Genomic DNA, 19440 nt, shown 5'->3' on the forward strand with positions numbered 1-19440 from the left:
ATGGGTGAACAATCTGATGCTTCGTGAATTCTGCTGAGGTCAGATAGCCCTGGCTAAAGGATTTTTTGCAGCAGTCGATAAATCAGAGTAAACAAGGCGATTGCCGCCACCAAGGCTGCTCCAACTAAAACGGCAATAATCACGAGGGTCGTGAATTCTACTGTTTTCACCAGGAAAAAGGCCGCCCCCAGGGTAATCGCCCCGAGGATAAACATCTCCTTGAGTTCAAGAATTTTTCGGGCGATCGCCAAAATGATCAGACCCATGGCCCCGCCCCAAACACCGATTGCCAAATTTCCCGTCAGGAGACTCCCTGTAACCATAAACAGGAGGATGCCTTCAAAGCCTGTAAAGGCACTCCCAAGCAGCAGTGGGATCACCGAGCCCGACGATTTTTGTGTTGGTGCCGGGTTTTTTTGAGCAGATTTAGGGGGCTTTTGCAGCGCCGTAGGGGGTGACGGTTGAGCCGGGAGCACTGAAGCTGAAGCACTGGGAGCACTTGGGGGCGGAGGTGCTGCTGGTTGCATCGATGCTTGTCCTTGGCTCGGCAAGGCCAAAAGCTTCAGGGCTACCTGGGCTGATTTCGGGCGATCGCCTGGGGTAGCTTCTAGCATCAAATCCAAAAGCGCCCCAAACCGGGGTTCAATTTTTTGGATAAATTTGCGCCAGAGCCACTTATTTTGATAGCCATCAAACAACGCTTCGGGGGTTTCCCCAGTTAACAAGACAACACAGGTTACCGCCAAGGCGTAGAGATCTGTGGCTGGATAAACCTGGGCGCCCCGCATCTGTTCCGGTGGCGCATAGCCTGGGGAATAAATCCCCGTTGAGCGTTGGGACATACTGGTCCCACCAGCCCCGGCGGCCACTTCTTTCACCGCCCCAAAATCCAGCAGATAAAGCGTCCCATCCACATGGCGCATAATATTCGACGGCTTAATATCCCTGTGAATTGTTCCCTGGTCATGGACAAAGGCCAATACCTGCAACATCGATTCGAAAATTGCTCTGACCTCTGTCTCTGGCAACTTACCCCGGGCGGCCAGTTCTTGTTCTAAATCTTGGCCCTCGATATATTCCTGTACCAAGTAGAAGTATTGATCTGTCCCTTGACCCTGGGATTTCGGCACGATCAACGGAAAAAACGCAAACAAATCCGGGATTTGGGGGTGACGGTTGCCAATGCGTTCTAGGACATGGGCTTCCCGCTCAAACAACTCCTGGGCCATGGCCAACTGTTGATCGTCTAAATTACCCATGGGTTGGAACTGCTTCACCACGCATAGACGCATTGTCGGGGTGTAGCGATCGCGCGCTAAAAAAGCCGTACCAAATCCCCCTTGCCCCAAAAGCTTTTGGGGTAAATAGCGCCCACCTAAAATTAAATGCATCCCACAACTGGTGCAATATTTTTGTTGTGCTGTTTTCAGTTGAGTCGGATCGTCGAGATCACTGAACTGATTTTGGGGATGGTGACATCCAGGACGGGTGCAGAGGATCTCCATACCAGGGGATTGTAATCAAAAAGATGAGGTAAAAATTATGTTGCGCTGCTTTGGATCCTAACAGAGAACCCTAGTAGAGTTCGTATTTCAGCAGACGGCATTCGAGGCCGCCATTGTAAACCACAAACCGCCGCGATGCCCGTAGGCCAACTTTTTTGGCGAGCTCTGCGTTGCCCGTCAGGATATAGCCTGTCCAGCCCTTAAACCGTTGTTTGAAAATGTCACCGATGCGTTTATAAAGTAGCCCCAAGTCTTCGTCGGCCCCAAGACGATGACCATAGGGCGGATTACAGATAATCACCCCATGGTCGGCGGGTGCTTCCACGGCTTCTAATTCCCGACAGGCCAGTTGAATTTGCTCGGCAACACCGCAATTTTCGGCATTGGTCCAGGCCTGTTGAATGACCTCTTGGTCGCGGTCTTGGCCAATGATCGCCTGAGAAAGCTGATCTTTGGTGGCATATTCTGCCTCATTTAGGAGAGTTTGCCAAAGATCTGCGTCAAAATCTTGCCAATGTTGGAATCCAAAATCCCCTTGAAACAGACCAGGGGCGAAGTTCAAACTTTTCAAGGCTGCTTCAATGACAAAAGTCCCGGAACCACAGAGAGGATCGACGAGGGGTAGATCTGGCGTCCATTCGGCTAGATCAAGAAGGGCCGCCGCAAAGTTTTCTTTGAGGGGGGCTTTCCCCATGGCGGGTCGATAGCCGCGGCGGTGTAAGCTATGGCCGGAACTGTCGAGGCTGAGGATGCAACGATTGTCATGGATGTGGGCATGGATCTGCACATCGGGGTCTGCGGTATCAATGTTGGATCGATCGCCAAATTGGTCCCGCTGCTGATCGATGATTGCATTTTTGATTTGAAGGGCGGTGAAATGGGTGTGGTTGAGGTTTTTGTTTTTCCCGGTGCAGTGGACGGCGATCGTCTGCTGGGGGGTGAGATATTCAGTCCAGTCGATGCTTTGCACACCGCGATAGAGCTCCTGGACAGTGAAGGCTTTGATTTTTTTAATTTGCACTAAAATCCGGAAGGCGAGCCGCGACCAAAGATTGACTTTGTAGAGCAGTTGGCGATCGCCTTGAAAAGATACACCGCAATATTCTGTTTTAACGACCTGGGCGCCGAGGGCGACCAATTCCTGGGCAGCTAGGTCTTCGATGCCCTGGGCCACCGTTGCAAAATAGGTCTGCATTCTATATTTATCGCCTGAAAATTCAACCCTCAGTTTAACGGATGGGACTAATCTGGTCTATGAAAGTCCTGGGCCTAGTTCCACATACTCCATTGGGATAAATCAGGCGATCGCCCCCTTAAACCGCGATCGGTAACATCGGCTCAAAATGTAACACCATGATTTGTTCGGGTAAGAGGCCAACAGATTCAAAGGTTCTCCCTTGGCGATCATTAAATTCCACCTCAAAAGCATTGCCTTCAGCGAGAATTTCGACCACAGTACCTACCTGTCCTTTTAATAGGTTGAATTCTGGCAAATCAACCATTAAAGCAACAACATCTAATAACTTAATAGGGTTTTTCATTAGATTTGTTCTCCAAATTTATACGGGATAACAAGTGGTTAATTTAGGAATATTTGAGCCGTGTTCGATAATCCAGCCACTACGTACAATCGCCCTTTTATTCTGCCATATCAATTCAAAATCGACAGTATAACGCTGACCAAACCGATCACGGCGACCTACTTGAGCCGCATGGGTTTGCACAATCTCAAAAAGGATCAACCGCAATCGGTCAGCATCTTAATCTGTAATTCCCAATTGAGAACGAAACAATCGCGCTTTATGTTTGCCATCCTTATGGTCTAGATTGAGGCAATAATCTCGCAATTTTCGAATATCAATAGTTGCATTTTCTGCATTAGGAACTTTCATTTCTTAGGCGTGTAAACGACGGGCGATCGCCTCACTCCAGTTGCTGGTCATGTCCTCAACAGAAACAGCGATTATAGCCTGATTATTGACGGTAATTTGTAACTGATTGGTGTCGCTCACGGAACCGATCGCCTGCCAATTGTCCGCCAAGGATTGCGTCAGATGGGCTTCAAATTGGGCTTGTTTGTCGGGAGCCACAGAGACAATAATCTTGCCGCAGGTTTCGCCAAATAGGATGGTATCGAGGCGGTCAGTACCAGCAATCTCAACCGTTGCACCGAGATTCCCGCCAATACAACATTCCGCGATCGCCACAGCTAAACCACCCTCCGCAAGGTCATGGGCAGAGTTTAACAATCCACTGGCGATCGCCTCCCGCACGGTTTTTTGGACGGCTTTTTCGAGGGCAAAATCCACTTGGGGCGGAATACCAGCGACGATGTTATAAATCGTATTCAAGTATTCCGAACCACCGAGGCTTGTGGTTGCTTGAGTACCGAGGAGATAGAGGCGATCGCCCCCATTTTGGAAGGCTAAACCACAGACCTGATTAATATCTTCAACTCGTCCCACCATCCCAATCACAGGAGTCGGATAGATGGGGGTCGGTTTACCATCGCTATCAAGAGTTTCGTTATAGAGGGAAACATTTCCCCCCGTGACGGGCGTATCCAATTCGCGGCAAGCTTCGGCGATCCCTTTGCAAGCATTTGCCAATTGCCAATAACCCACAGGTTTTTCGGGACTACCAAAGTTTAAATTGTTCGTAATTGCCAAGGGTTCAGCACCGACACAACTTAAATTTCTAGCTGCTTCAGCGACGGCTGCCTTTGCCCCTTCCAATGGATTTAAATACACATAACGGGGATTACAATCGGTACAAGCGGCAACACCAATCGTTGAGGCATCGGGCTTGCCATTCACTGGACGAACCCGCACCACAGCAGCATCTGCGCCCCCAGGGAAGATCACCGTATTGTTTTGCACTTGATGATCGTACTGGCGATAAATCCATTTTTTCGAGGCAATGGTTGGCACATCTAACAGGGTTAATAAAATCTCATTCCAAGATTTTTCGGCGATGCCATTCCCATCACAATTTGGCAAACTGTCCACCGACCAAGCCCAAGCCGTTTGTGCATATTCAGGCGCTTCTGCCATTAATTCCCGATGATAAATGGGCGTATTATCTGATAGCGCCGTTGCCGGAACTTCTGCCGCGACTTCACCCTTAAACATGATTTTGACGATGGGTTCCGCGATCACTTCACCCGCAACAACTGCCTGTAAACCCCAACGATGGAAGATATCAATTAACTCTTGTTCCCGTCCTTTATGGGCAACAAAAAGCATCCGTTCTTGGGATTCGGAGAGCAGATATTCGTAGGGAACCATCCCCGTTTCTCGCACCGGAATTTTATCGAGATCGAGTAACACACCGACCCCGCCTTTGGCTGCCATTTCCGCCGTCGAACAGGTTAAACCCGCCGCGCCCATATCCTGCGCCGCCGCCACTGCCCCTGTTTTAAAAGCTTCGAGACAGGCTTCAATCAGAGATTTTTCGGTAAAGGGATCGCCAACTTGCACCGCCGGGCGATCGTCCATAGATTCATCGGTTAATTCGGCACTGGCGAAACTTGCACCCCCCATGCCATCCCGTCCGGTGGTGGAGCCGACATAGAGAACGGGATTACCGATGCCATAGGCGCCTGATTTAATAATTTCCTCGGTTTCCATCAAGCCCAACGCCATCGCATTGACGAGGGGATTTCCGGCATAGGCTTTATCAAAATAGACTTCGCCGCCCACTGTTGGCACACCTACGCAATTGCCGTAGTGACTAATCCCTTCCACAACCCCCTGAAAGATGCGGCGCGTTTGGGCATTGTCGAGGGTACCGAAACGCAGGGAATTTAACAGGGCAATGGGACGCGCCCCCATGGTGAAGATATCGCGGAGAATACCGCCGACTCCGGTTGCTGCGCCTTGGAAAGGCTCGATCGCCGACGGGTGGTTATGGGATTCGATTTTAAAGGCGAGGTGCAGACCATCCCCCATATCGACCACGCCCGCATTTTCACCGGGGCCGACGAGGACGCGATCGCCTTTCGTTGGGAAACCAGACAGCAACGGGCGGGAATTCTTATAACAACAATGTTCTGACCACATCACGCCAAACATCCCCAGTTCCGCCTTGTTGGGATGGCGACCTAAACGGCTCACAATTTCGTCGTATTCTTCGGGTTTGATACCTTCGGAGGCGATTTCTGCGGGGGTGAAAGGGCAAGTGGTCATAGTTTTGCGTCGATTTCTTTGTAACAGCGTTATTGTAAGGCTTCAAGGGAAAGATGGTGTATGTCAATAGGCGATCGACGAAATTCACCAGCAATATCCCTTGGAAATTAATGTTCTTGTTTTATTGCCCGATTATTTTTATTGTCGATGAGGATTACTAAAAAGAGATAAGCAAAAAGTCATGTTAGGTATTCTTAACGTGCTCTAGAAGATTGATAATCGCCACGTTAATGATGATGTTCTTCCTCGTGATGCTTCCGACATAAAAGCTTTAGATCTTCAAATTTTTCACAACCTAAATTTCGATAATGTAGATGATGAACATGAATTTCGGTTTCCCAATCATCACCATAAAATGAATCATCAGTAGGGCAGGCAGAACATCTTGCTTGCTCAATAAGCAACATAGCTGCTCTAACTTTTTTCCAATGAGATGTTTTTAAATATTCACTATATGGAAGTGCTCTCAGTTCAGTAAGACTGCTGGATGAATTTTGATTAATATTTAACTCGAACCACAATGCTTTTGCTACATCAATATTCCATCCCTGTCCTTGTTCAAATCTATTGCGAATTTTTCTATCCGCTCTGACATTGATATCCATTCCGTTTGCTTTCTTGAATATTCAAGAAGAGGGCTTACAACTTCCAAGTGTTCTTGCAGAGCATTGTTAGAGGATTTCCATTCCTTCCAAAGGTCACTGTAGTGCATAGAGTCTTCAACTATTCCTAAATCTTCTGGGTAATTCAAACCAAGAGAATAAGCTCGACTAAATTTTCTAAACTCTATTAATTTGTGTCGTTGATATTGTGCGGTGTAAAATCGCCAACTCAGATGATCATATGCTTCTAACCACCAATTAAACCAAATCTTTGCTTTCTCAGAAGGTACCGGAAACAATTTCTGAAATTCCTCAAAATTCAGAGGATCAAATACGAACCACTCAAAGATCATCATGGATAAACATACTTTTTAGTATTATTTAGTATTATAGAGCCTAACAACATATTGGTAGCTTGCTCAGTTTTTTATAAGTACAAGAAATTTTCTACTGTAAGTTGATTAGAGAGTAATTTTAGGCGATCGCCACCAGTCTCTCTCCAGAAGATCTACGGAATGTCACAATAGGTGCAGTAAAGTAAAAATTCTTTGTAAACGCATATCTACTGTGCTTTCTGTCTTGAGCGGCAGTGAAATCCGGTCTAAATTTCTCAACTTCTTTAACGAGCGGCAACACTCGATTCTACTCAGTGCTTCCCTTGTACCGGAAGACCCGATGGTGCTGTTAACGATCGCCAAAATGTTACCCTGTTAAACCGATTTTTTTCTTGGACAAGAGAGGCCTACGAGTCCCCGTGCCACTACGTCCCAGAAATGTTTCCACACCATCGAAAACGTCGAATGTACTGCTCGTCACCATACCTTTTTTGAGATGCTCGGCAACTTCAGTTTTGGCGATTATTTCAAGGAACAGGCAATACCCTTTATCAAGGCGATTGACGGAACCGAACTTCAAACGGCGGCTTTCAACACTCTCAGGCGTCAAGCGCAAATTTACATTTTGTTACAATGTGAAGAGTAGAGGCCCACAAAAAAGCTTGCAGTAGTGCTCATCATTAGTTTTTTTCGGCCTCAGCAACGACTTGGGAGGTTCATTTTATGAACGGCAATTTTCGCATCGGGAATTTGTTTGGGATTCCTTTCTACATCAATATTTCTTGGTTTATCGTCCTGGTGCTTGTCACCCTAAACTTTGGGGGTGGACTGGCAGCCCAATTCCCGAGCCTTGGCATTGGTGCTTTATTGTTGGGATTTGTGGCCGGCTTAATGCTATTTGCCTCTGTATTGCTTCATGAATTGGGCCATAGCTACGCAGCAATTCGCCAGGGAATTGGCGTCAACTCCATTACCCTATTTCTCTTCGGGGGACTGGCGAGCCTTGATGAAGAAGCGAAGACTCCCGGTGGTGCGTTCTGGATTGCTGTTGCTGGGCCGCTTGTGAGTTTGGCTCTATTTATCGCACTCTTTTTCTTAACAGGTAGTGGTGTCCTGAGTGGGCCGCCAGCGGCGATCGCCGGATTGTTGGCTTACATCAACTTGATCTTAGCGACCTTTAACATGATTCCTGGGTTGCCCCTCGATGGTGGGAACGTGCTAAAGTCCATCGTTTGGAAACTGACGGGGAATCGTTTTACTGGCACCATTTGGGCGAGCCGCGTCGGTCAGTTTATCGGTTGGACGGCGATTATTCTCGGTGTATTATCTATCCTTGGGATTTCTAACGTAGGTAGCTTCTGGACACTGATTATCGGTTGGTTCCTGTTACAAAATGCGGGACGTTCAGCCCAGTCAGCCACTATTCAATCGGCCCTTTCTGGTCTGACAGCAGCGGACGCGGTGCTTAAAGATAGCCCAATCATCGCGGCAGAGACGACATTACGGGATTTGGCCAATAGTGTGATTCGCTCTGGTAACCAATGGAAACGCTTCTTGGTCCAAGATGAAGCGGGTCAACTGCTTGGGGAGATCCATCTAGATGTGCTCAAGACAGTGCCTACTAACGAATGGCCCCACGAGCAAGTGAGTGCTTTCATCAAACCTGTGCCTGCTGAAAATCAAGTGTCGTCTGATTTATCACTCTTGGATGTGGCTGAAAAATTAGAACGCCAAGGTTTACAGGCCCTCGCTGTGATCCAGACGAATGGTACGCTCGTGGGCCTGCTAGAGAAGTCGGCTATTATTAAACGCCTCCAGGAAAGTCGTCAAAATCCGGAAATGCAATCTGCTTAAGCACCATTTGCTATTGCAAAAATTATGAATATCAGGCGATCGCCTTTCAGAAATCTTAAGGGAACTGGGGCGATCGCCTTTTGATTTTGAAATCGCTCAGATTGGGTCTGACTGGGCGGCACAAAGTGGTAGGCGCACCGTAAATGCAGTACCACGATTCACCTGACTTGCAAGATGAATGCTCCCCCCCAAGAGATCAACCGATTGTTTAACAATGCTCAAACCGAGCCCAGTACCGGGGATATTACTAACATTGCAGCCACGATGGAAGGGTTCAAACAGATATTTTTTATCTTTTCTGGTGATCCCAATTCCCTGATCTTCTACTTTGATAATCACAGTATTTTTCCACTTGCGCACCCTGAGGGCGATCGCCTCAGTTTCGGCAGTATAGTGAATCGCATTAATTAATAGATTGCTGAGAATTGAGCGGAGCAAACGTTCATCGATTTCTGCCAAAATTTGACGACTAGAACAGATAAATTGGATGGGATTGATTGCACGGACAAATTCTCCCTCCGTGAGTAAATTGCGGCAAAAATCCACAATATCGATTGTTTCTAAGTTCACCTCTAAAACTTTGGCTTCAATGCGGCCGAGCACCAAAATATCATCAATAATTTGGGTCATGCGCTCAACGTTTCCGTTGATATTCGCCAAATAATCTGCCTTCTCCTCAGGAGACAGATGTTCGTTATAACGTTTTAGAGAAGAAATCGAGAGGGTAATATTATTTAGAGGATTGCGAAATTCATGGCAGACCATCGCAATAAAGCGCGATCGCATTTCGTTTAATTCCTTGAGCTGCTGATTGGCCTGCCGCAGCTTCTGGGTCCGTTCCTGAATTTTTAGCTCCAAATCTTCATTGGTCTGCTCTAGTACCTTTTCGGCCCAACGCCGCTGGCTAATGTCCCGGAAAGTGACGACCGCTCCAATCAATGTGCCTGCTTCATCACGCATCGGCGTACTGATATATTCCACCGGGAAATGGCTACCATCTTTGCGCCAAAATACCTCGGTCATCACCCGATGGGTACTGCCATCTTTCAAGGCGGCATAAATCGGGCAGGCCTCCCGGGGATAGGCGCTGCCATCGGCGTGGGAATGGTGGAGCACAGCATGCATCGATTTGCCCACGAGTTCCTCTAGGGGCCAATCAATCATTTGTGCTGCTGCCGGATTCACAAAGGTGACATTACCCTCTAAATCCAGACCATAAACCCCTTCCCCAACGGCATTGAGAATCAGCTGATGCTGGCGGCGGAGTTGACTTAGCTCCTGTTCGACAGGCTGAGCAAGGGAATGGTCTTTTTTTTCGGTGGCCATCATGGCAACGGGGTGATTAATGGGCAGAGTCAAGGGGCTATCGGTCGTCATGCTTTGTAAAAATGCGATCGCCTAAAGCGTTCAACTGAATTATGTTGCTTTAAAAAATAACGAATTCTTAAAGTAAAGAAGCATCATGCCTTCATTCTTATGGTGTTCAAGGGAGCCTTTAAAGCTAGGGCTTACATTTTATCGAACAACAACGATTCACTTTTGTTTCGTATATTTAATTACATTTGATCAATCACATATCAGATATTCATAAGACAAGCAAAAAAATATAATTTCCTAACCAAACAGCCCTAGATTGCGACTTATCGCTATTTTCAGAATACAAGTAAAGCATTAATAATTCTGAAGATAGCCTATCAAGGTGCAGTAGGACTAAAAATATCGAGCAATGACACCAACCAAAATTCTAATTATTGATGATGAAGCACAAACCCGTAATGTTTTTCTTAAATGTTTAGAATTTGAAGGCTATAAAACCTGTGCTGCCAGCAATGCCTTAGATGGGATTCAACTGGCCCTAGAGGAACGGCCTGATTTAATCATTTGTGATATTTTGATGCCCGATATGGACGGCTATTCTGTCTTAGCAAAATTAAGGCGATCGCCCCAAACCAAAGGAACACCTTTTATTTTTCTAACAGCGAAAGTCACCATGCCTGAGTTGCGCCAGGGGATGCAACTGGGAGCCGACGATTATCTCACGAAGCCCTGTACTGTAGATCAGTTACTCGATGTTATTGCTGTGCGTTTGCAACGTCACCAAGCCATTTTAGAATGCCAATCTAGCCAGGTTCACAACCTCGCTATTCTGTCGCAACAGCACCAAGGTCTTAATTCAATCTCTTCCGAAGAATACGACTTTAGTTTTCCAGAAAGTGAACATTTAGCCCCTGTTTTTCACTTTATTGAAATGAATTATAACCAGACCCTTAGGCTAGAAGATATCGCCAAAGAAGTTGGTTATTCTCCCACTTATTTGAGCAACTTAGTCAAAAAAGAAACAGGACAAACCATAAAGCAATGGATCATCGCTCGCCGCATGGTGCAGGCGAGAAGGCTCTTACGCACAACAGCAAGAACCGTTCGAGAAATCGCAAATTGTTGCGGCTATCCTGACCCCGGTTATTTTACAAGTCAGTTCCAAAAAATTCACCAAAAGACGCCCCTGGGATGGCGCAAAAAAGTAGTGAGCGTTACAGAAAAACCCATGCGACTTTCTGAAAAACACTAGAAGATATCAATCGCCCACTGATGCTTCTGTAGCTAATTTAACAAAAACAATTTTTTGGGGTAGATCTCCAAAAAAATCATTAAAAAACATCATTTTTATCTTAAAAAAATCCATAGGTCATTCTAAATTCGACTGTTAATATGTTGGGCATCTTGAAGCGGTTTTCGTAGAAATTCAAGGCGCGATAGTAACTGCAGATTCCTTTAGTTACATCTGTCGATTTTTTAGTAGGCGCGGATTATGACTTTGATTTCAGCACAGCACACTCTCCAGGGATTAGGACAATCTGCCGGTAGGCATTCTAACTTGCAATCTCTCTGCAGCACTTGCGGAAAATATCACGCAGGTAATGACCATTGGCAGTTTATGCAAACCATGCCCCAAGATCCCCTAGATCTAGTAGACGATCTCGTCAAAATGGGGATTTATAAAGAAAATCAATTACGGGCAGCGGAAGGTGTCAATGCCTATGAGCTCAGAAAAGCCCTATTTCTGAAGCGTGTTGGCCGTGATGATCCCCAACGGGAAAAGTTGATTTTAGCTTTATGTCAACAGGCGGGTGGATTAGAAAATGCATTTGCTGCGGCCTTTGGCCCCCAGGCTGGTCTATTCTTTGGAGATGCTATTCGCAACAGTCGGCAAACCCGCCGGGAATTTTTACGAAACATGGCTGTGGGGGCGGCATTGGTCAGCTTAGCTAGCTGTGGCACCGGTCAAACACCTCCGGCGGAAGACGCTCCCACTGGCGCAGATGTCCCCAGCAACCTCGAAAAAACAGATCTTCAAATTGGTTTTATCCCGATCACCTGTGCTACACCGATCATCATGTCTGAGCCTTTGGGCTTCTATGAAAAGTACGGTTTTAACGCCAAGGTAGTCAAAATGCCCAGCTGGGGGGCGGTTAGAGATTCGGCGATCGCCGGGGAATTGGACGCCTACCATATGCTTGCCCCCATGCCCATCGCCATGACCCTCGGTTTAGGCTCCGCCGCCTTTGGGGTGAAACTCGCCAGCATCGAAAATGTGAATGGTCAGGCGATCACCGTTGCCGAACGTTATAAAGGCCAGGTGAATGGGCCAGCCGATTTTAAAGGCTTTACCATTGGTGTGCCCTTCCCTTATTCGATGCACAACCTACTGTTGCGTTACTATCTCGCGACGGGCGGTCTCAATCCTGATGTGGATGTCCAAATCCGTCCTGTGCCCCCGCCAGACAGTATTGCCCAGTTGATAGCCGGAGACATTGACGCCTATCTCATGCCCGATCCCTTTAACCAACGGGCTGTCTATGAAGGGGCTGGCTTTATCCATATGCTCACCAAAGAGATTTGGCCAGGACACCCCTGTTGCGCCTTTGCTGCCAGTGACCAGTGGATCGAAGCCAATCCCAATACCTTCCGTGCTTTGAATAAATCGATCATTGAAGCTGCTGGCTATGCACAGAACCCCGCAAACCGACCCGAGATCGCCAGAGCAATTTCCGAGCGGGCATTTTTAAATCAACCCGTTGAGGTGGTCGAAGCGGTCCTCACAGGCAACTTTGAAGACGGTAATGGTAACACCCTCAATGTGCCCGACCGGATTGGCTTTGAACCTTACCCTTGGCAGAGTTTTGCCAATTGGATTTCTTCCCAACTGGTGCGTTGGGATCTCCAAGGGGATGGTTTAGCACCGCAGATTATCCCTGAAACGGGCTATGACACCGTGGGCACCGACATTTTCTTGACGGATCTCGCCCGGGAACTGGCGACGGAATTAGGTCAAGAGGCGCCCAGTGAGATTTATCGGGAAGAAACCTTAAAATTCGACACCTTCGACCCTGCGGATCCTGCCGCCTATGTCGAACGACAAATTGAAGAATATGGCGTTTAAGTAAGGAGAAAGATCCGATGGCTGTTAGTAGTAAACCTTTACCAAAATCAATTTACAGTAGACCAAAAGAGTCTTTTTTTCAGAATGCAAATGTCCGGGCTGCATGTTTATTTATTGCTTCCCTCATTCTGTTTCTTGCCCTCTGGGAAATTGGTGCCCGGATGGAGCTATTTGCGAAGGGTATGCCTACCGCTTCGACGACGATTAAAGAATTATGGTGGTGGATTACCAATCCTTTTTTTGATAATGGGCCGAATGACCTCGGCATTGGCTGGAACCTTCTCATCAGCCTGCGACGGGTGGCGATCGGTTATATTGCGGCATCTTTAGTCGCTGTTCCCCTGGGGATCTTAATTGGGATTTCTCCGGCGGCGAGGATGGGGTTTAATCCTTACATCCAACTTCTCAAGCCGATTTCTCCCTTGGCCTGGTTGCCCCTGGGACTTTATATCCTGCGGGATTCGGAACAAACGGGGATCTTTATTATTTTTATTTCGAGTATTTGGCCGACGCTGATCAACACTTCCTTTGGGGTTGCCAATGTCAGTAAAGAATATCTCGATGTGGCGAAAACCTTAGGTGCCTCGCGTTTTCGCACAATTTTTAAGGTCATTATTCCAGCGGCTCTGCCAAATATTCTCGCAGGATTACGCATCAGTATGGGGATTGCCTGGTTGGTGATTGTAGCAGCGGAAATGCTGTTGGGCACTGGCCTGGGCTATTTCATCTGGAATGAATGGAATAACCTCTATATTCCGAATATTTTGGTGGCGATTTTCATCATTGGCCTGGTTGGTTTAATCCTGGATAGTTGCTTTGCGGCTGTCGAAAAGTTTGTTGTATTTGGTCGTAAATAATGAGTGTTACTCCTGTGAATTATGTAACTCCCCTCACACCAGAAGATACTTTTTCGGATACGGCGCAATTGTCGATTCGCAATGTCACAAAGGTCTTCCATGGTCAACAAAGTTTGTTGGGTAAGGTGACCGGGAAAAAACCAAGGGATTATGTGGCGATCGAGGATATTAGCCTAGATATTGAGCCGAATACCTTTGTCTCCATCATTGGCCCTTCTGGTTGTGGGAAATCGACATTGCTATCGATGATTGCGGGGCTGTCTTCTGTGACCTCCGGTGAGATTCGCCTCAATGGGATGCCAATTACGGGGCCGGGGCCAGACCGGGGCATGGTGTTCCAAAGTTATGCGCTGATGCCCTGGATGACGGTGGAGGATAATCTCTATTTTGCGGTGGAAACGGTTTATCCACAGATGCCGAAGCAGCAAATCAAACGCACGATCAAGGAGCACATTCAGCTCGTGGGTTTGACGGGGGCCGAGAAGAAGTATCCCCATCAAATTTCTGGGGGGATGAAGCAACGGGTGGGAATTGCCCGGGCCTTGGCGATTAATCCACAAATTTTGCTGATGGATGAGCCGTTTGGGGCACTGGATGCTTTGACCCGTGGGTTCTTGCAGGATGAGATCGAGCGCATCTGGGAGCGGGAACGGAAAACGGTGATCATGATTACCCACAGTATTGATGAAGCACTGTTGCTGTCTGACCGGATCATTATGATGACTCGGGGGCCAGCGGCGCGGGTGGACGAAATTTTGGAGGTGCCTTTCCCCCGGCCTCGCAACCGTGAGGAGTTGGATCAGTATCCGGCTTACCACGATCTGAAGGTGGAAATGGAGCGCCATTTATCTCGGGAAACGAGGGCGGTTGAGGCGGCCAGAATTGGCGCTTAACTTCACCTGATGCAGGCGATCGCCTTTGCAAAACTTTACACACTCACACCATTTATCACCATTAAGAGAGGAATAATTCCATGGCAATTTCTACAGTGACCGAAAAGTTGTTGGCCGCGAAAAAAGCAGCGGGTTTGAGCTTCGCCGATCTAGAAGCAAAAGTTGGTTGCGATGAGGTCTGGATTGCGGCGGTTCTGTATGGCCAGGCCAGTGCTTCGGTGGAAGAAGCCACAAAGATTGTCCAAGCGCTCGGGGCGGATGAAGCTTTAATTGAAGCGCTCACGGAATATCCGGTGAAGGGTTCCCTCGAACCCGTGATTCCGACCGACCCACTGATTTACCGTTTCTATGAAATTATGCAGGTTTATGGGATGCCCATGAAGGCGGTGATCCACGATAAGTTCGGCGATGGGATCATGAGCGCGATTGATTTCACTCTCGATGTGGAAAAAGTCGAGGATCCGAAAGGCGATCGCGTCAAAGTGATCATGTGCGGTAAGTTTTTGCCCTACAAAAAATGGTAAGACGGGCAGCAACTGAGCTGTAGGCAATCAAGGCGTTTGTTTGGGCTGTTGGTATTTAGACCGACAGCTCTTTTGTAGAACAAGATTTTGGAGAATTAAGAAAATGACCACCCCAGCACAGAAGTTAGTACCCCCTTTTACGAGAGAAACGGCGATCGCCAAGGTGAGAATGGCCGAAAATGCTTGGAATAGCCGCGATCCAGAGCGGGTTTCTATGGCCTACACCGAAGATAGTTTTTGGCGAAATCGGGCTGAGATCTTCCAAGGTCGTGACGTTATTCGCGAATTTCTGCGGCGCAAGTGGGACAAAGAATTAAACTATCGCCTCGTCAAAGAGATGTGGGCCTATGGCGATAACCGAATTTCGGTGCGTTTTCAGTACGAATGGCAGGATGATGCAGGCCAGTGGTATCGCGCCTATGGTAATGAAAATTGGGAATTTGCGGAAAATGGTTTGATGCGGCGGCGGGAAGCGAGCATTAACGATAAGCCCATTGCCGAATCGGAACGGCGATTTTTCTGGGATGCCCCAGGCGATCGCCCCCTAGATCACCCTGGTTTGATCAATTCGCCTGTCTAAAATGCTTGGTTTTTCCACCCTTGCTAAGTAGATTTTGCTGCTCTTTTTTTGAAGCTTCAACCTGTTACAAGTCGCCGAAATGTCACAATAGATGCAGTAAAGTTTGTAAAGCAAGAATCTTCCTGAAAATCCTATGTCTAGTGTGCCTCCTGTCCTGAGCGGAAGTGAAATCCGGTCGAAATTTTTAGAGTTTTTCAACCAGCGGCAACACCCCATTCTTCCCAGTGCTTCCCTTGTGCCGGAAGACCCCACAGTGCTTTTGACCATTGCGGGGATGTTACCGTTTAAGCCAATTTTCCTCGGACAGCAGGAACCCCCCGCCCCCCGGGCCACCACTTCTCAGAAATGTATCCGCACCAATGACATCGAGAATGTGGGCCGCACCGCGCGCCACCATACGTTTTTTGAGATGTTGGGGAATTTTAGCTTTGGAGATTATTTCAAAGAGCAGGCGATCGCCTGGGCCTGGGAACTATCCACAAAGGTTTTTAAAATTGACCCGAAAAATATCGTCGTCAGTGTGTTCCGTGAAGATGACGAAGCCTTTGAACTCTGGCGTGACAAGGTGGGGGTCAATCCGAAGCGCATTATCCGCATGGGCGAAGAGGATAACTTTTGGGTGTCCGGCCCCACCGGGCCCTGTGGTCCCTGTTCAGAGCTGTACTACGACTTCAAACCAGAACTAGGGGATGACAATATTGACCTTGAAGATGACACACGTTTCATTGAATATTACAATCTCGTGTTCATGCAATATAACCGCGACGCAGAGGGCCATTTAACACCCCTTGCCAAGCAGAATATTGATACTGGAATGGGCCTAGAACGGATGGCCCAGATCCTCCAGCAAGTGCCCAACAATTACGAAACAGATCTGATTTTTCCGATCGTAGAAACCGCCGCTAAATTAGCAGGAATCCACTATGAAAAATCTGACGAAAAAACGAAGATTTCTTTAAAAGTCATTGGTGACCATGTGCGTTCCGTTGTCCACATGATTGCCGATGGTATTACTGCTTCCAATACCGATCGTGGTTACGTGTTGCGGCGTTTAATCCGGCGGGTCGTGCGTCATGGTCGCCTGATTGGCATTGAAGGAAATTTCATTAACCAAGTCGCCGAAACAGCAATTCAACTGTCTGAAGTGGCCTATCCCAATACCCGCGATCGCGCTACGTTTATTAAGCAGGAACTCGAACGGGAAGAAAACAATTTCCTCAAGACCCTAGAGCGGGGTGAGAAGCTTCTCGCAGACATTATTGCCAAGGAAGAAAAACAAATTTCTGGGGTAGATGCTTTTACCTTGTTTGATACCTTTGGTTTCCCCTTTGAACTGACCCAGGAGATCGCCGAAGAGAGTGGTTTAACTGTTGATGAAGTGGGATATAAAGCGGAAATGAAAAAGCAGCAGGAACGCTCCAAAGCTGCCCACGAAACCATCGATCTCACCGTCCAAGGTAGCCTCGATGAATTGGCCGAACAGATCCACCCAACAGCCTTCGTCGGTTACGCAGCCCTGCAATCCCAAGTGAAAATTGAAGCGGTTTTGGTGGCAGGTCATCGCGTCGAAACGGCCGAAGCCGGGGCCGAAGTGCAACTCATTTGTGATCAAACCCCCTTCTATGCCGAATCTGGGGGACAAATTGGCGATCGCGGTTATTTCTCTGGGGATAATCTCGTCGTCCGCATCAACGATGTGCAAAAAGAATCAGGCTTTTTTGTCCACTATGGCAAAGTGGAGCGGGGCAGCTTGACGGTCGGGGAAACGGCCACTGCCACCATCGACCGGGCCTGTCGCCGTCGCGCCCAAGCAAACCATACGGCCACCCACTTGCTCCAGGCAGCTTTGAAAAATATTGTGGATGAAGGTATTTCTCAGGCAGGTTCCCTGGTGGATTTCGATCGCCTGCGGTTTGACTTCAATTGTCCCCGGGGCCTCACTGCCGAGGAACTGACCCAAATTGAAACACAGATCAATACCTGGATCGCCGAGGCCCATGATGGCCAGGTGGCAACCATGCCGATCGCCGAAGCCAAGGCCAAGGGAGCCGTGGCGATGTTCGGGGAAAAATACGGCGCAGAAGTGCGGGTCGTGGATTTCCCTGGGGTATCGATGGAGCTCTGTGGTGGCACCCACGTGAAAAATACCGCCGAAATTGGTCTATTTAAAATTATTTCTGAAACAGGTATCTCTTCGGGCATCCGTCGCATTGAGGCCGTTGCTGGCCCAGCGGTATTGGAATACCTCAAGGTGCGCGATCAAGTGGTGAAAGAGCTCGGTGATAAATTTAAAGCCAAGCCCGAGGAAATCACGGAACGGGTGGAAAATATCCAAGCAGAACTGCGCAACACCCAAAAGGAACTGGAAAAAGTTAAAGGTGAATTGGCGATCGCCAGGTCCGAAGCCCTCGTTAGCCAGGCCGAAACCGTTGGCGCATTCAAGATCCTCGTGGCAAACATGGGCGATCTTGATGCCAAAGCCCTCCAGACGGCGGCCGAACGCTTACAGCAAAAACTTGGCGAAGCGGCTGTGGTTCTAGCTTCGGTGCCAGAAGAGGGGAAAGTTTCCCTGGTGGCCGCCTTTAGTGAGAGCATCTACAAAGGTAAACAACTGCAAGCCGGTAAGTTCATCGGTGGCATTGCCAAACTCTGTGGTGGTGGCGGTGGTGGTCGCCCGAACTTGGCCCAGGCCGGAGGGCGGGATGCCAGCCAGTTACCCGAAGCCCTGAGCACCGCCAAGCAGCAACTCCAGGAGGCTCTCCGCTAGGAGGCACTTCCTGGTCACCCCCCCCATAGCTCACTCGTTGAATAGACAATGACAGTGCCCGATCCTGCCCAGATATCCCCTACCCAGGCAACGATTCTCCTGGTGGAAGATAATCTCTCCAACATCACAACGATAGTGGATTATCTTCAGGCGAAGGGTTATGCAGTCTTGGTGGCGATGAACGGTCGGGAAGGGGTGGCAATGGCTCGCCAGCAGCAACCGGATTTAATTTTGATGGATATTCAAATGCCGGAAATGGATGGCCTAGAGGCGATCGCCCGGATTCGTCAAGATCCGGCGATCGCCACAACGCCGATCATTGCCTTGACCGCTTTAGCGATGAAAGGCGATCGCGAACGGTGTCTCCAGGCAGGGGCCGATGAATATGTCAGCAAGCCAGTGCGCTTAAAGGCTCTCCTTCAGTTGATGCAGGGGTTTTTGCGGCCATAAATAATTCCCCGCCAGCCAAGCTCAGGCTTGGATCATTTCAAGGTGGCGTTCGATCAAGAGAATTGCCACTAGGTCATCGATGGGGCGGGGCGGCAAACGCAGACCCTCAGGAATTAATCTTTGGAACAAATTGGGGGGATACATCTGCCAATAGCGGTCGCGGGCTTCAAGGGTGCTATTGCGTTCATTAACTAAGGTGACCGACAGTTGCGGCGGAAGGGCGGCCGTTAATTGAGCCTGCCACTGTTGGGCGGTGGTTTGATTGCCCATGACCACCTGGGAAACATTGTAGGTGTTGCACCATTGGGAGACGGTCGCGATCGCCGCAGCAGCAGGGATAACCGCGTGGGTAAAAAGTTGCCCCTGGTCATCCATTACGGCGACCCCACATTTATCGCGGCCCGGGTCAAACCCCAAGTAAACGGTCATTGCGTTTCTCTGCTCT

At 48.5% G+C, this 19440-nt stretch carries 16 protein-coding genes and 2 pseudogenes; 10 read left to right on the forward strand and 8 right to left on the reverse strand.

Annotation, left to right across the window (positions count from 1 at the left end; translation table 11 throughout):
• Window positions 1-53: 53 nt before the first annotated feature.
• From ACZ45B_RS07060 to ACZ45B_RS07085, 6 genes and pseudogenes are all read right to left on the reverse strand, one after another.
• Complete coding sequence (locus ACZ45B_RS07060) at window positions 54-1505, reverse strand: serine/threonine-protein kinase (RefSeq protein ID WP_024545587.1); 1452 nt, start codon at window positions 1503-1505, stop codon at window positions 54-56.
• Window positions 1506-1575: 70 nt separating this feature from the next.
• Complete coding sequence (locus ACZ45B_RS07065; RefSeq protein ID WP_024545586.1) at window positions 1576-2700, reverse strand: THUMP domain-containing class I SAM-dependent RNA methyltransferase; 1125 nt, start codon at window positions 2698-2700, stop codon at window positions 1576-1578.
• A gap of 118 nt (window positions 2701-2818) precedes the next feature.
• Window positions 2819-3046 carry a DUF4926 domain-containing protein gene (locus ACZ45B_RS07070; RefSeq protein WP_024545585.1) on the reverse strand — a complete coding sequence of 76 codons (228 nt, stop codon included), beginning with the start codon at window positions 3044-3046 and terminating at the stop codon, window positions 2819-2821.
• An 18-nt stretch (window positions 3047-3064) separates the two neighbouring features.
• Window positions 3065-3397 (reverse strand): annotated as a pseudogene (locus tag ACZ45B_RS07075) (DUF6883 domain-containing protein).
• A 3-nt stretch (window positions 3398-3400) separates the two neighbouring features.
• Window positions 3401-5692, reverse strand: coding sequence for a phosphoribosylformylglycinamidine synthase subunit PurL (gene purL / locus ACZ45B_RS07080; RefSeq protein WP_024545584.1), 2292 nt, complete (start codon window positions 5690-5692; stop codon window positions 3401-3403).
• A gap of 227 nt (window positions 5693-5919) precedes the next feature.
• Window positions 5920-6297, reverse strand: a complete 378-nt coding sequence (locus ACZ45B_RS07085; protein ID WP_148293419.1) for a hypothetical protein — start codon at window positions 6295-6297, stop codon at window positions 5920-5922.
• A gap of 564 nt (window positions 6298-6861) precedes the next feature.
• On the opposite strand from ACZ45B_RS07085, the pseudogene ACZ45B_RS07090 reads away from it, so the two are divergent.
• Window positions 6862-7275, forward strand: a pseudogene (locus ACZ45B_RS07090) (alanine--tRNA ligase-related protein).
• Window positions 7276-7352: 77 nt separating this feature from the next.
• On the forward strand, window positions 7353-8483 hold the full coding sequence (locus ACZ45B_RS07095; RefSeq protein WP_024545582.1) for a site-2 protease family protein: 1131 nt from the start codon (window positions 7353-7355) through the stop codon (window positions 8481-8483).
• Window positions 8484-8579: 96 nt separating this feature from the next.
• On the opposite strand, the gene ACZ45B_RS07100 is transcribed toward ACZ45B_RS07095, so the two are convergent.
• Window positions 8580-9860 carry a PAS domain-containing sensor histidine kinase gene (locus tag ACZ45B_RS07100; RefSeq protein WP_024545581.1) on the reverse strand — a complete coding sequence of 427 codons (1281 nt, stop codon included), beginning with the start codon at window positions 9858-9860 and terminating at the stop codon, window positions 8580-8582.
• A gap of 349 nt (window positions 9861-10209) precedes the next feature.
• Here ACZ45B_RS07100 and ACZ45B_RS07105 point away from each other — a divergent pair, with 349 nt between their 5' ends.
• From ACZ45B_RS07105 to ACZ45B_RS07140, 8 genes are all read left to right on the forward strand, one after another.
• A complete protein-coding gene (locus ACZ45B_RS07105) occupies window positions 10210-11052 on the forward strand; it encodes a response regulator transcription factor (RefSeq protein ID WP_024545580.1) in 843 nt (280 codons plus the stop codon).
• A gap of 240 nt (window positions 11053-11292) precedes the next feature.
• Window positions 11293-12924: an ABC transporter substrate-binding protein gene (locus ACZ45B_RS07110; RefSeq protein ID WP_024545579.1), complete on the forward strand. Its 1632-nt coding sequence runs from the start codon at window positions 11293-11295 to the stop codon at window positions 12922-12924.
• 17 nt (window positions 12925-12941) lie between these two features.
• Entirely contained in the window at window positions 12942-13781 is an 840-nt protein-coding gene (gene ntrB, locus ACZ45B_RS07115) for a nitrate ABC transporter permease (RefSeq protein ID WP_024545578.1), read from the forward strand.
• On the forward strand, window positions 13781-14674 hold the full coding sequence (locus ACZ45B_RS07120; RefSeq protein WP_024545577.1) for an ABC transporter ATP-binding protein: 894 nt from the start codon (window positions 13781-13783) through the stop codon (window positions 14672-14674). Before ntrB ends, ACZ45B_RS07120 begins: the two co-directional genes overlap by 1 nt.
• Window positions 14675-14754: 80 nt before the next feature.
• Window positions 14755-15198, forward strand: a complete 444-nt coding sequence (gene cynS / locus ACZ45B_RS07125) for a cyanase (protein WP_024545576.1) — start codon at window positions 14755-14757, stop codon at window positions 15196-15198.
• A gap of 103 nt (window positions 15199-15301) precedes the next feature.
• Window positions 15302-15778, forward strand: a complete 477-nt coding sequence (locus ACZ45B_RS07130; RefSeq protein ID WP_024545575.1) for a nuclear transport factor 2 family protein — start codon at window positions 15302-15304, stop codon at window positions 15776-15778.
• Window positions 15779-15911: 133 nt separating this feature from the next.
• A complete protein-coding gene (alaS, locus tag ACZ45B_RS07135) occupies window positions 15912-18545 on the forward strand; it encodes an alanine--tRNA ligase (protein WP_024545574.1) in 2634 nt (877 codons plus the stop codon).
• 48 nt (window positions 18546-18593) lie between these two features.
• Window positions 18594-18995, forward strand: a complete 402-nt coding sequence (locus ACZ45B_RS07140; RefSeq protein WP_024545573.1) for a response regulator — start codon at window positions 18594-18596, stop codon at window positions 18993-18995.
• Between the two features lie 21 nt (window positions 18996-19016).
• Here the strand turns inward: ACZ45B_RS07140 and ruvX are convergent, their stop codons facing one another.
• Window positions 19017-19424, reverse strand: a complete 408-nt coding sequence (gene ruvX, locus ACZ45B_RS07145; RefSeq protein ID WP_024545572.1) for a Holliday junction resolvase RuvX — start codon at window positions 19422-19424, stop codon at window positions 19017-19019.
• Window positions 19425-19440 lie beyond the last annotated feature (16 nt).

It is taken from the genome of Picosynechococcus sp. NKBG15041c, from assembly GCF_055380235.1.

Excerpts from the sequence above, each read along its gene's own strand:
- cynS (WP_024545576.1), top strand. The coding sequence starts at position 14,755 with ATGGCAATTTCTACAGTGACCGAAAAGTTGTTGGCCGCGAAAAAAGCA.
- ACZ45B_RS07095 (WP_024545582.1), top strand. The coding sequence starts at position 7,353 with ATGAACGGCAATTTTCGCATCGGGAATTTGTTTGGGATTCCTTTCTAC.
- alaS (WP_024545574.1), top strand. The coding sequence starts at position 15,912 with ATGTCTAGTGTGCCTCCTGTCCTGAGCGGAAGTGAAATCCGGTCGAAA.
- ACZ45B_RS07105 (WP_024545580.1), top strand. The coding sequence starts at position 10,210 with ATGACACCAACCAAAATTCTAATTATTGATGATGAAGCACAAACCCGT.
- ACZ45B_RS07110 (WP_024545579.1), top strand. The coding sequence starts at position 11,293 with ATGACTTTGATTTCAGCACAGCACACTCTCCAGGGATTAGGACAATCT.
- ACZ45B_RS07085 (WP_148293419.1), bottom strand. The coding sequence starts at position 6,297 with ATGGATATCAATGTCAGAGCGGATAGAAAAATTCGCAATAGATTTGAA.
- ACZ45B_RS07070 (WP_024545585.1), bottom strand. The coding sequence starts at position 3,046 with ATGAAAAACCCTATTAAGTTATTAGATGTTGTTGCTTTAATGGTTGAT.
- ACZ45B_RS07060 (WP_024545587.1), bottom strand. The coding sequence starts at position 1,505 with ATGGAGATCCTCTGCACCCGTCCTGGATGTCACCATCCCCAAAATCAG.
- ACZ45B_RS07100 (WP_024545581.1), bottom strand. The coding sequence starts at position 9,860 with ATGACGACCGATAGCCCCTTGACTCTGCCCATTAATCACCCCGTTGCC.
- ACZ45B_RS07120 (WP_024545577.1), top strand. The coding sequence starts at position 13,781 with ATGAGTGTTACTCCTGTGAATTATGTAACTCCCCTCACACCAGAAGAT.
- ntrB (WP_024545578.1), top strand. The coding sequence starts at position 12,942 with ATGGCTGTTAGTAGTAAACCTTTACCAAAATCAATTTACAGTAGACCA.
- ACZ45B_RS07140 (WP_024545573.1), top strand. The coding sequence starts at position 18,594 with ATGACAGTGCCCGATCCTGCCCAGATATCCCCTACCCAGGCAACGATT.
- ruvX (WP_024545572.1), bottom strand. The coding sequence starts at position 19,424 with ATGACCGTTTACTTGGGGTTTGACCCGGGCCGCGATAAATGTGGGGTC.
- purL (WP_024545584.1), bottom strand. The coding sequence starts at position 5,692 with ATGACCACTTGCCCTTTCACCCCCGCAGAAATCGCCTCCGAAGGTATC.
- ACZ45B_RS07130 (WP_024545575.1), top strand. The coding sequence starts at position 15,302 with ATGACCACCCCAGCACAGAAGTTAGTACCCCCTTTTACGAGAGAAACG.
- ACZ45B_RS07065 (WP_024545586.1), bottom strand. The coding sequence starts at position 2,700 with ATGCAGACCTATTTTGCAACGGTGGCCCAGGGCATCGAAGACCTAGCT.